11 protein-coding genes are annotated in these 11,482 nt (G+C 68.6%); 7 read left to right on the forward strand and 4 right to left on the reverse strand.

The window, feature by feature from the left end:
- Positions 1-7 precede the first annotated feature (7 nt).
- On the reverse strand, positions 8-550 hold the full coding sequence (locus tag ACIA5C_RS10565) for a hypothetical protein (RefSeq protein ID WP_396053060.1): 543 nt from the start codon (positions 548-550) through the stop codon (positions 8-10).
- A gap of 49 nt (positions 551-599) precedes the next feature.
- Between ACIA5C_RS10565 and ACIA5C_RS10570 the strand changes: the two genes are divergently transcribed.
- From ACIA5C_RS10570 to larB, 4 genes are read left to right on the forward strand one after another with little or no spacing between them, the layout of a single operon-like run.
- Complete coding sequence (locus tag ACIA5C_RS10570; protein ID WP_396053061.1) at positions 600-911, forward strand: hypothetical protein; 312 nt, start codon at positions 600-602, stop codon at positions 909-911.
- Between the two features lie 56 nt (positions 912-967).
- Entirely contained in the window at positions 968-1,510 is a 543-nt protein-coding gene (locus ACIA5C_RS10575) for a polysaccharide deacetylase family protein (protein ID WP_396053062.1), read from the forward strand.
- Positions 1,507-2,337: an ATP-dependent sacrificial sulfur transferase LarE gene (larE, locus tag ACIA5C_RS10580; protein ID WP_396053063.1), complete on the forward strand. Its 831-nt coding sequence runs from the start codon at positions 1,507-1,509 to the stop codon at positions 2,335-2,337. Before ACIA5C_RS10575 ends, larE begins: the two co-directional genes overlap by 4 nt.
- Positions 2,330-2,983 carry a nickel pincer cofactor biosynthesis protein LarB gene (gene larB / locus ACIA5C_RS10585; protein WP_396053064.1) on the forward strand — a complete coding sequence of 218 codons (654 nt, stop codon included), beginning with the start codon at positions 2,330-2,332 and terminating at the stop codon, positions 2,981-2,983. The genes larE and larB overlap by 8 nt, the downstream gene beginning before the upstream one ends.
- Position 2,984: 1 nt before the next feature.
- Here larB and ACIA5C_RS10590 read toward each other — a convergent pair whose 3' ends face one another.
- Positions 2,985-3,200, reverse strand: a complete 216-nt coding sequence (locus ACIA5C_RS10590) for a hypothetical protein (protein ID WP_396053065.1) — start codon at positions 3,198-3,200, stop codon at positions 2,985-2,987.
- 164 nt (positions 3,201-3,364) lie between these two features.
- Between ACIA5C_RS10590 and ACIA5C_RS10595 the strand changes: the two genes are divergently transcribed.
- Positions 3,365-4,729, forward strand: coding sequence for a CoA transferase (locus ACIA5C_RS10595; RefSeq protein WP_396053066.1), 1,365 nt, complete (start codon positions 3,365-3,367; stop codon positions 4,727-4,729).
- A gap of 743 nt (positions 4,730-5,472) precedes the next feature.
- Here the strand turns inward: ACIA5C_RS10595 and ACIA5C_RS10600 are convergent.
- Entirely contained in the window at positions 5,473-5,733 is a 261-nt protein-coding gene (locus tag ACIA5C_RS10600) for a CU044_2847 family protein (protein ID WP_396053067.1), read from the reverse strand.
- A 120-nt stretch (positions 5,734-5,853) separates the two neighbouring features.
- Here ACIA5C_RS10600 and ACIA5C_RS10605 point away from each other — a divergent pair, with 120 nt between their 5' ends.
- Positions 5,854-9,999 carry a trypsin-like peptidase domain-containing protein gene (locus tag ACIA5C_RS10605; protein WP_396053068.1) on the forward strand — a complete coding sequence of 1,382 codons (4,146 nt, stop codon included), beginning with the start codon at positions 5,854-5,856 and terminating at the stop codon, positions 9,997-9,999.
- A gap of 215 nt (positions 10,000-10,214) precedes the next feature.
- Here the strand turns inward: ACIA5C_RS10605 and ACIA5C_RS10610 are convergent, their stop codons facing one another.
- The gene (locus tag ACIA5C_RS10610) at positions 10,215-10,754 is read right to left on the reverse strand and encodes an alpha/beta hydrolase (RefSeq protein ID WP_396053069.1); all 540 of its coding nucleotides are present in this window, start codon (positions 10,752-10,754) and stop codon (positions 10,215-10,217) included.
- A 222-nt stretch (positions 10,755-10,976) separates the two neighbouring features.
- On the opposite strand from ACIA5C_RS10610, the gene ACIA5C_RS10615 reads away from it, so the two are divergent.
- Positions 10,977-11,471 carry a carboxymuconolactone decarboxylase family protein gene (locus tag ACIA5C_RS10615; RefSeq protein WP_396053070.1) on the forward strand — a complete coding sequence of 165 codons (495 nt, stop codon included), beginning with the start codon at positions 10,977-10,979 and terminating at the stop codon, positions 11,469-11,471.
- The last annotated feature ends 11 nt before the right edge of the window (positions 11,472-11,482 follow it).

Below are 11,482 nucleotides of genomic sequence, written 5' to 3' on the forward strand. Positions count from 1 at the left end.
ACAAACGCTATCGGGCCAGCTGGGACATGGTCGCGTGGGCGCTCGCCACTTCGGCTCCGACCACTCCGGACGGCACCGACGCCTGGGGCAGGCCGCCCATGACGACGGCGTAGGAGAGGTACAGGTTGTTGTCGTACGCCACCAGGTGCGGCCCGGTGATGTCCTCGTAGGTGTAGGCCTCCTGCCCGAGTCCGCTGACCGTGCTGAGCTGCGTCTGTTTCTCCTCGACGCCGCGTACCCCCTGGTAGTAGGAAGCTACCGAGGCGCCGTCGGTCGCCATCTGGATCGACACTTCGACCGGGATCGGTATCGACGTCCCGAACCGGAGGGTGCACGACTGCCTGACCACGGACGCGGCCGCGACCCCGGGCTGGCCGGAGGACGACTTCAAGGGCCCGAGCACCGCCGACAGGCTGTTGTGGTCGATCCGGCCGCACAGGTCGCCGGTTGCCTGGTAGACGCGGGGTTTCGGAGGTGCCGGCGTGGGGGACGAACTGCACGCGGACAGTGCCAGGAGGGCCGACACGCCGACGATATGGACGAGCTTCACCGGGGCATCGTAAGGCAGGACCTGGGAGCGCTCCCAGGAAGGACGGACCATGAAGCAGGTAGCCGATCTGTTCGACCCCGAACCCGAGCAGTGGGGCCTCCGTGGCGAACCCTGGGTCTGGCGGGCCCTTCGCGATCACCTGGGCGAGTCGTACCTGCCGCCCTCGATCGGCGAGGTCGAGGCCATGCTCTACACCGCCTTCGACCGCATCGTCGCCGTGGACCTGGCCACCGAGACGGCCCCCGCGATCTACCGGGAGGAGTTCGCCCACGGCGGCATGTCCAGCGGCCAGGTGCACCTCGAGACCTGGCGCGCCATTCTGCTTCCGCTGCTCGTGGACCGAGCCGGCACGATGCTTTAAGCCGGCATTCAACCGGCGGCGAGGTGGCGCACAGCAGGACCCGCTAAAAGTTCGGCATGACCAGAGTGACCGGCCACGCCGCGCTCACCTTCGACGGTGGGCCGCACCCCGACGACACCCCTGAGCTGCTCGCCCTGCTCGACCGCCTGGGCGGGGTGCGGGCCACGTTCTTCCTGCTCGGCCTCGCGGCCGAGCGCCATCCGGCGATCGCCGGGGCGATCGCCGGCGCGGGCCACGAGATCGCCGTTCTCGGCTTCCGGCTTCCGGACGTACGCGGTGAGCTCGCGCAAGCCGTCACGTCGATCAATGCGGCGACCGGCATCGTCCCGTACTGGTGCCGCCCGCACCGGGACGCCCGCGAGATGGGCCTGCGTACGGTGCGCCCGACGTGCCCCGGCCGCGACGACCTGCCGGACGCCACCGCCGACTCGGTCTACCGCAGTGTGCTGCGCCGGCTGGACGACGGCGCCCAGATCATGCTGCACCACGGCCCGGCCGCCCGTTCGGCGCTTCCGGCGCTACTCACCACCTGCCGGGCGCGGGGCCTGCGGGTGGGTCCGCTCACCGGGACCGCCGCAGCGGGCACAATCAGGGGATGAGCTTCGCGGAAGATGTGCAAGCCCGCTTCGCCGCCCAGGTGAGCGGCATGAAACGGCTGGGGGTCGCGTTCTCGGGCGGGGTCGACTCGTCGGTGCTGCTCGCGCTGGCCGCCCGGGTCCTCGGCCCGTCCCGCGCCGTCGCGATCCTGGGCGTCTCCCCCAGCCTGGCCGCCGACGAGCGCGCCGCCGCGCACCGGGTCGCGGCCACGATCGGCGTCCCGGTCGTCGAGGTCGAGACCCACGAGATGGAACGGCCCGGATACCGCGCCAACGGCCCCGACCGCTGCTTCCACTGCAAGGACGAACTTTTCACGGTCATCGACACGGCTGTCGTCGCGGGCCACGGCCTCGATGCCGTCGCGTACGGGGAAAACGCCGACGATGCCCGCCGGCCGGACCGGCCGGGTTCCCGGGCCGCCGCCGAGCACCGCGTGCTCACCCCGCTCGCCGATCTCGGCCTGACCAAGGCCGACGTCCGCCGCCTGGCCCACGAGTTCGGCCTGCCGAGCGCCGACAAGCCGGCCGCACCCTGCCTGGCCTCGCGGATCCCCCACTTCACCGAGGTCGACCCGGCCAAACTCGCCCAGATCGACCGGGCCGAGGCGGCCCTGCGCGCCCTTGGCTTCGGCGACCTGCGGGTTCGCCACCACGGCCCGGTCGCCCGCATCGAACTCCCGGTCGAGGACCTGGTCCGCGCGGTCACCGACCCGCTGCGCACCCGGGTCCGCGCGGCCGTGGTCGAGGCCGGCTTCCGCTACGCCGCGGTCGACGTGGCCGGCGTCCAGTCCGGCTCCTTCACCCTGCCGCTGGTCGCCGCCCGTGCCTGACTTCGACCTGGACCTCGACCGCACGGCCCGCCGCGGCTACCCGGAGGCCATCTTCTGCCAGGGCAAAACCGCGGCCCAGGTGGCGGCCATCGCGGCCGAGGTCCGCTCACGGCCGGACGTGGTCACCCTTTTCACCCGCGTACGCTCCGAGCACGTCACCGCCGTCCTCTCGCAGCTTCCGGACGCCCACCACGACGAGCCGGCCGCGCTGATGGCCTGGCCGCCGTCCCCACCGCCTCCGACCGGCGGCCCGGTGCTGGTCCTGGCCGCCGGCACGTCCGACCTGCCGGTGGCTCGCGAGGCGCTGCTCACCGCCCGCTACCTGGGACGCTCAGCCGACCTGACGGCCGACGTCGGCGTGGCGGGCCTGCACCGCATCCTGAGCCGCCTCGACCAGATCCGCGCGGCCCACGCGATCGTGGTCGCGGCCGGCATGGACGGCGCCCTCCCCAGCGTCGTGGCCGGCCTGGTCGAGGCCCCGGTCGTGGCGGTGCCGACGTCGGTGGGCTACGGCGCGGCCTTCGGCGGCCTGGCCCCGCTGCTGTCGATGCTGAACGCGTGCGCCCCCGGCGTCGCCGTGGTCAACATCGACAACGGTTACGGCGCGGGCCACCTGGCCGCCCAGATCACCGCCCCGCGCCGCTGACTCAGTTCGCGAAATCGAGGCGTGCCTGTTCCGGCAGCGTGACGACGACTCGACCGGACCGCAGAAAGTTGTCAACCTCGTAATCAGTCAGCTTCTCGCCGTTGTTCGCCCGCCAGGGGAACATGCCGAAGGTCCTCTTGACGTACCACCGGTCGAGAGTTTCGTCGTGGGCGGTCGTGCCGTCGGGCAGGTCGACGGACTTCACGGTGGCGGTCACAGTCTCTCGGCTCCTCATTGGCGAACTCGGACGTCCGGCCGCGCTGGACCAGGCCTCGCACCCTCGTTCAGGACCATAACGATCACAGGCGGCACCCCGGCTGCCTATCGGCCGGCGTCACCCCCACGGTGGAGCCGACGGGGCAAAAATCAGAGAATCGGTGAATGGCGACTTTGTTGGACGGCGTGCTGGACGACCTGGGGTTGAGGGGCGCCGCCGGACTCCGCATCACCGGTGATCCCCGGCCGGCGGCGCTGGCGTCACCGCTCGCGGTGGCCGAGTGCGCCACCGCGTCGGTGGCTGCCTGCCTGACCGCTGCCGCCGCTCTGTCTCATGCCCGCACCGGTCGCCGGCCGGACATCGCGCTGGACACGGAACACGTAGCGGCAGCGATGCGCAGCGAGGTCTGGCTCCGCGACGCTCACGGGCGCGGCATCGACGGCTTCGCCCCGCTGTCGCGGTTGTGGCAGTCCGCCGACGGATGGGTACGCACACATGCGAACTATCCGTGGCATCGCAGCGCGTTACTCGCCTCCCTCAACGTGCCCGACGGACAGGACACCGACGTCGAAACGGCCTTGGCCGATGCCATTGCCGCCCTCCCGGCGGCGGAGGTCGAGCGCGTCGTGTACGCCGCCGGAGGCCTGGCCGTAGCGGCCCGTACGCCGGCCCAGTGGCAGGGAGGCACGTCACCACTTGTGGGCATGGTGCCGCTCGGTCACGCCTCGCTGCGGCTCCCCGAACCGGGCCGGCTGCCGGCGTCCGGGTTGAAGGTCCTCGATCTGACCCGGGTCATCGCGGGCCCCGTGGGCACCCGGATGCTGGGCGCACTCGGCGCCGACGTACTACGGGTCGACGACCCGCACCGCCCCGAGCTGGCCCTGCATGCCGTCGACGGAGTGATCGGAAAGGCAAGCACCGCCCTGGACGCCGGCACCGAGAACGGCCGTCAAGTTCTGCATAGGCTCCTCGACCAGGCCGACGTCCTGGTGACCGGCTACCGGCCCGGGGCAATGCGCCGACTGGGCCTGGATCCCGACCAGGTAGCCGAGCAGCACCCCGGCACCATCGTCGTCACCCTCTCGGCCTGGGAGCCGGGCGGCATCTGGGGCTCGCGGCGCGGCTTCGACAGCCTGGTACAGATCGCCACCGGCATAGGCTGGGCCACCACCACCGACGGCATCCGACCGGGCGCGCTGCCCTGCCAGTTGCTCGACCACGCCACCGGCTACCTCATAGCGGCCGGCGCACTGGCCGCATCGGCGCGACGCGCCCGAACCGGCGAGACCACCCACGTCTCGGTGTCCTTGGCCAGGACGGCCCGATGCCTGCTCGACCAGGGCATGAGGCCGGCCAAGCAAGACGCGCCCGACGACGCGAAACACCAAGCCGACGCCTACCGGACAGCCCTCGGAAACGGATGGAGCGCGATAAGCCCCCCAGGCCAGCTCAACAGCCGCCCGCTGAACTGGCCGCACCTGCCTCCCGCCTACGCCCAATCACCGCCCGTTTGGAGCCCGACACCGTGATCCCTCAACACACTGAACCGATGAGAGCGTGTTCGTCACGTTGCTTCGGAATTCTCGAGTATCACGTGCCCTTGCCTCGGCGCTAAGCCATCGACTGCAATACCAAACACCTCCTAACCCTATATCTGAATAGTTTCAATCGAATGACCATTGGAACTCAAGCGCTTCATGCTTTGAATTCAGCTTTCGTAGCATTGCTGGCTACCTACCCGACTGAGCTGATTCCCGGACGCTCGACACGATCGTGGGACAACCGTTCTCCCTGCCGTCCTGCTGCGTTCAACTGGAGATGTGCCGTCACCTGACCAACCCAGCGCCCGGGGACAACCCGGCGCTCCCCCTCCACCCAGCGGCCCGGTCAGCGATGCTGTAGGCGAGTGCTATTTGCTCTTCTGGGGTGCCATCCTTTTCCTGGAAGTGATGATCGTGCTCTGCGGCTGTGGCGAATCCCTGGTTATAGAAACCTTCCCCAGATAGATCAACTCTTCGACTGACATCCAATGAGCGCCTCGTGAGAAACGCGACAGGGAAAGCCAATTAAGTAAATTAGTGGAAAGAGCTACCGGCGCTCAGCCGGCAACTCACCTGCCGCCGTGCGTGCGCGGCGGACCGCCGAGGTCAGTCACGCGGTGTAAGCCGCCGTCAAGTGGACTCTGACCGTGTATGACCACTGCACCCACCTTGGATTCCCGTTGGCCAGCCGCGCCGGTCGGTCGAGGCTCTGGAGGGAGCGGTGCGCCAGTTCAGTCTTCCGGGGCTGCCTTCCAGGTGAGGGTGATCTCGAAGTTGCCCTCGGTTGCGGCCCTAGCTACCAGCCAGTTCGCGGTGCCGGTGGCCTTGACGCCGAATTTCACCTGCACGGTGTCGGGTGCCATGGCTCTTGCCTGATCGAGGACGACCCGGGCCGCGGCGATCGCCGGTTTGACGGCTCGCCGGACGTGGCCCGCTACCGCTTCGATGCCGACCGGGACAAAGCCCTCGACCGGCGTTATCTCCACGGACACCAGCTCATCCCCGTCGACGGAATAGGACACAACTTGTGAATCGGACATGGAGCCTCCCGGCCGGCGAGCAGGCGGAGCCTCAGTCTGGACGATCGCAATCAGTGATGCAAATATCTACGTATGGTCATCGATCAGGTGGATGCCCGCCATTTCGCCGGACCTGGTTACGACCCTTGGACCGTGACGGTGTTTTCCGGTGAGGCGCGCACGCCGCTTGGTTGCGGTGTCCTGATCGACCGGCGGCGTGTGCTCACCTGCTGGCATGTGATCGACGGGCACGAGTCGATAACTGTCGCGTTTCCCAAGGCTGGCGTGCCGCGTACGGTCCGGGTGGCGGTGGCCGGCGCCCGCGTCGACGAGGAGTTGGACGTGGCAGTGCTGCACTTGAGCGCGGACGCTCCGCCGGAAACGACACCGGCTCCCCTGAGGTCACCGCGCCCGCAGGACCTGGCCGGAGACCGGTGGTGGGCGTTCGGCTTTCCACGAGAGTCGGAATTCGGCGCGGACGCGCACGGCCAGATCGGCATTCCTCTCGCATACGGGCGGATTCGTCTCGACACCCAGTCCCGGTACGTCGTCAAGGCCGGCTTCAGCGGTGCCGGCGTGTGGTCGCGTGACTTCCACGCGGTCGTCGGCCTGGTCGTCCAAGCGCAGCAGGGCGGCCGCAACGCCGGGGACGCCGAGGCGCTCACTCTTTACCAGATTGCTCGGGGGTTACCGGAGGAGAACGTCCAGGCGCTGACCGCGTGGTCGATTGCCGCCGCCGGCGACGCCGCTCTCGAGGCCTGGGGCTGGTCGCTGAGCGCCGACCTGGAGGCCGTGCGGCACTGGCGCCCCCGGGCGCGCGGCGTATCCATCGATACCGAAGGCGGCTACCGATTCCGGGGCCGTACGGTAGCTCTGACCGAGATTGCCCATTGGCTGCGCCGTTCGGTTCCGGATGCCAGGGTGTTGGTGCTGACGGGATCCCCAGGTGTGGGCAAGTCGGCCGTGCTCGGCCGGATCGTGACCACCGCCGACGAGAGTGTCCGGGCGGCCCTTCCCGCCGACGATCGCAACGTCCGAGCGCCAATCGGCTCGGTCGCGTGCGCCGTTCACATGAAGGGAAAGACTGCTCTCGACGTGGCCGTCGAGATTGCCTGCGCCGCTTCGGTGCGGATGCCGCGCACCGTCGACGATCTGGTGCCGGCCCTCCGCGATCGGCTGTCGCGGACGCACGGCCGGTTCAACTTGGTCGTCGACGCGCTCGATGAGGCGGCCGGCCCGGAACAGGCCCGTTTGATCGTGTCGGCGTTGCTCCTACCGATAGCCCGGACTTGCGCCCCGTTCGGCGCCCAAGTCGTCGTTGGCAGCCGGCGGGTCGACGACCGGGGGTCCCTGCTGCAGGCGTTCGGGAAGAGCGCGTCCGTGATCGATCTCGACCGGCAGGAGTATTTCGCCGAGGCTGACTTGGAGGCGTATGCGCTGGCCACGCTGGCCTTGCTGGGCGACGAGCGAGTAGGCAACCCCTACGCCGAGTTCGCGGTCGCCCAGCCGGTGGCAAGCCGCATCGCAGCCTTGGCGGACCGGAACTTCCTCATCGCCGGACTCATCGCGCGCTCCCATGGTATGTACGACGAACAGGCCGTCAAACCCGACTCGCTCTCCTTCACGGCGACCGTGGACGAGGCACTCGCCGAGTACCTCAATCGGCTGCCTCCGGTCGAACGGGTGCCAGCGACTGACGTACTCATCGCCCTCGCCTACGCCCACCCGCCGGGGATGTCGATCGACCTCTGGCGGGTCGCGCTGGAGGCACTCGACGTGCGGGTAAGCCGCGAGGCGTTGCTGACCTTCGCCGGCTCATCTGCGGCGAACTTCCTAGTCGAATCGAGCCGGGACGCAGGTACGCCGCGTTACCGGCTGTTCCACCAAGCACTCAACGACTCGCTGGTCAAGCGGCGAGCCGTCGACAACCGTCGCGGCGCCGACGAACTGGCGCTCGCCCGGCACCTCATCGGCTACGGACGGCAGGCCGGCTGGGCGCGTGCCGACCTGTACCTGCTTCGAACCCTCCCCATGTACGCGGCCCGCGCCGGACTGATCGACGAATTGCTGGCCGACGACGCCTTCCTGCTGCATGCCGACCTTCCACGGCTGTTCCAGCTCGCCGAATACGCATCGACGCCGGGTGGGCGAGCTCGCGGCCGGCTGTTGCGATTGACCTCGCACGCCCTCGGCGCGCTGCCGGCTGAGCGGGCGGCCCTGTTCGGGGTGACCTCCGCGCTGGAGCAGCAGCCGAATACGTTCGCAGCCTGGCCCGGTGCGCCGTACCGGATCGAATGGGCGGCGGTGCCCAACCGCGCCGAGCACAGCATGCTGGATAGTCATACTGGGACTGTCCGGGCGATCTGCGCCGTGACCGTGGATCGAAGATCCCACATCGCGTCAGTCGGTGACTTCTTCCACGTGCGGCTGTGGGACCCGGCGACGGGACAACACTGGACGATGCCGTTCGGCGGCAGCGCGAAGGCCCAACGGGAGCAAGCTGAACCAATGTTCACGGTCTGCTCGGTCAGCGAGGGCGGGCGGACGCTGCTCGCGGCCGCCGGCAAGAGCGGACGAATCTACTTCGTCGACCCCACCAACCGACGTCTGGAGGGGATGTATCCCGGACCGTCCACGGCAATCCGGTCGCTGTGCACCATCATCATCGATCGGCGTACCCACCTGGTCGCCGGTTGCGACGACGGCAAGGTCCGGATTTGGGAACTGCGCAGCAGTCGTCAGGTGCGAGTGATCGAGGCCCACATCGGTCCGGTGCGGGCGGTATCGGCGGCCGCATCCGCCCAGAGACAAGTCGTGTTGTCAGCCGGAGACGATCGGCTGGCGCGGCTCTGGGCGCCGGAGGACGGACGGCTCATCAACGAATTCGGCGGCCATGTTGACCAGATTCGGGCCGCCTGCTTCGTCGCCGTCGGCGACCGGATGTCGATAGCCGTCACCAATTTCAAAGCTGTCCTGATCCATCGCCGCGGAATTCAACCGTCGATTGTCGGATCAGGCGGGCACAGCAAGCCCATTTTCGGTCTGGCGGCGTGCCGAGCCAATGGTCGGAGCGCTCTGGCAACCGTCTCAGGCGACGGTGACGTCCGAGTGTGGGATCCGCGTGAGGGCGACTGCCTGCGGGTCCTTGCCGGCCACACCGATGTGATCTACGCCGTCTGCACGGTCACGCTCGACGGCAACGAGTATCTCGCCACCGGCGGGAAGGACCGAACGATCCGGCTCTGGGATCTGACGGCCGACGAGGGTGTGAGCAGTACCGCACGTCGCGGTGGCCGCACCAGCGCAGCATGCACGATCCAGTTGCGCGGCCACGCCGTCGCCGGCGTCGACGGGAGCAACGGCAGGATCCAGTTGCAGGCCGCCGAGACCGGCGCCCGAATCGGGGTGATGGGTGGAGGCCTCGGTACGGTCAACAGCCTCTGCACGGCGCGGGTCGAATCACGCGAGCTTATCGTGGTCGCCAGCGACTCCGGGGTCATCCAAACCTGGGATCCGGTCACCGGTCGCCAGACCCTGACAAACATTCGCCGATTCGAATATTTGCAGGCGGTCTGCGCATTCCGTACCGAGGACGGTGAAGACCTGCTGGCCATTGCGGGCACTAACCGGTACGGCAAAGCGGTCATCCAGTTTTGTCGGCCGGAAAATGGCCGCCTGGTCCAACGGCGGCGGCTTACCGACCGGTGGCCGTTCGCTGAACCGGCTGAGGGCATCGAGCAGATCCATGCCATCCGCCAGATTGCCGACGCTGAACCAATGCTGGCTACCGCTTGCGACGAGGATGTGATCCTCTGGGGACCGACGGGCCGCTACCTCACGAGGTTCCAGGGACACAGCCGCACCGTACGGGCGCTGGCCGAAGTCACTGTGGAGGGTACGCAAATGCTCGCCTCAGCAGGAGATGACCGTACGATCCGCATCTGGAACATTCGCGACGAGATTTGCACCGCCGTGCTGACCGGCCACTTGGACGGGGTGAACGCGCTGTGCTCCGTCACCGTGGACGGTCGGCCCCTGTTGGCCTCCGGCGGTAAAGATCGCATGATCCGCCTCTGGAACCCCTCCGGCGGTTCACCCATTCTGTCGGTTCCGGTCTACTATCCAGTACTCGCCTGCCTGGAGGTGTCCGGCCTACTGTACGCCGGTCTCTCCGCGGGCTCGCTTGCCCTGAATTTAAACACCCGCAACCAGGACCTGCCGAACTTCCGGGAGAGTTGACCAGTGCTCGTGCCGGACGCTTTCGAAGTCCGGTACGTCGGTAATTGAGTGCCCGGCGTGCAGTGCGCTTTGGCTCTCCGGATCACCTTATCGAAGGCCAGAGGATGCTTCCCGTTATACGGATATCTGCCGCACCGAGGGCGGTGGCGTCCGTGCCGTTCGGAAATCTGCAACAATTGCAACGGCAGGACAGCTTCGGCCCCAAGAAGCTCAGCTCAGTTTGAAGCGAGGAACTGGTTGGTGGCTTCGATCAGCAGGCTGCGGGTGCCGGGTTCGGAGCCACCGTGGCCCGCGCCCTCCACGATGTGGAACGTCGCCTCAGGCCAGGCCCGGTGCAGGTCCCACGCCTGCTTCGGCGGTGTCTTGATGTCGTAGCGGCCGTTCACGATGACCGCCGGGATATGCCGGATGCGGTCGACGCCCGCCAGGAGACCGTCCGGCGGGAGGAAGCCGCCGTTGCTGATGTAGTGGTGGGTGATGCGGGCGAACGCCAGCAGGCTGGTGTCGTCGATGGCGGGCGGCGTCATCGGCAGCAGCGAGTTGGCCGAGAGCTCCCAGCCCATCCAGGCGCGGGCCGCGGGGCCGTGGACCGCGGGGTCGGGGTCGTTGAGGCGTCGGCCGTAGGCGCCGACGAGGTCGTCCTGTTCCGCGGCGGGGATCGCGGCACGAAATGCCGCCCACTCGGAGGGGAACAGGTGGGCCGCGCCCGCCGGGGTGAGCGCCCATTCCTCGTCCGCCGGGCGGACCAGCCACACGCCACGGGCACCATGCTGGTATCCCCGTCGGGCTCCTCTTCGGGAGAAGACGTGCTGCCATACGAAGCCGTCGCTGTCCGGCACCAGCCGTAGAACCGGACCGACGCCACGAAGCTCGCGAGTTCGGATGCGCCGGGAAGCACCCACCTCCCGATGACGTCGACCAGACCCAGACGACCCGGATCGGCTTGCCGATGTCTTCCGGACATGTTGACCTAGGGTGTGCCGCACATCGACCTACCGCCGCTGCCCGGGATCGCGGGCTTGCTTGCCGGTCACCCGGAGACCGCTGGTCCGCTCAACGATCTGGCCGAGGCCCTGCTTCGGGGGCCGTCGCCGCTGACTTCGCAGCAGCGGGAGACCATCGCCGCGTACGTGTCTCGGCGTAACGGGTGCACCTTCTGCGCCGAGACGCACGGGGCGGCCGCCCGCTACCTGGCGGGCGGGGTCGAGGCCGGGCCGGACGCGCTGATGGAGGCTCTGCTGACGATCGCCGATCGGGTGCGGGTGGACGGGCGCTCGGTCACCGCCGACGATGTCGCGCGGGCCCGCGCGGCCGGTGCCGACGACCGGAGTGTGCACGACACCGTGCTGATTGCCGCGGCCTTCTCGATGTTCAACCGATACGTTGATGGACTCGATACGCGGCTCCCCGACGACCCCGGCCAGTATGAGCAGCGCGGCCGGATCCTCGCCGAGCGGGGCTACCTGCGTTAGAGCAGCTCAAC

Source organism: Actinoplanes sp. NPDC051343 (genome assembly GCF_044455125.1).
Taxonomy (GTDB): domain Bacteria; phylum Actinomycetota; class Actinomycetes; order Mycobacteriales; family Micromonosporaceae; genus Actinoplanes.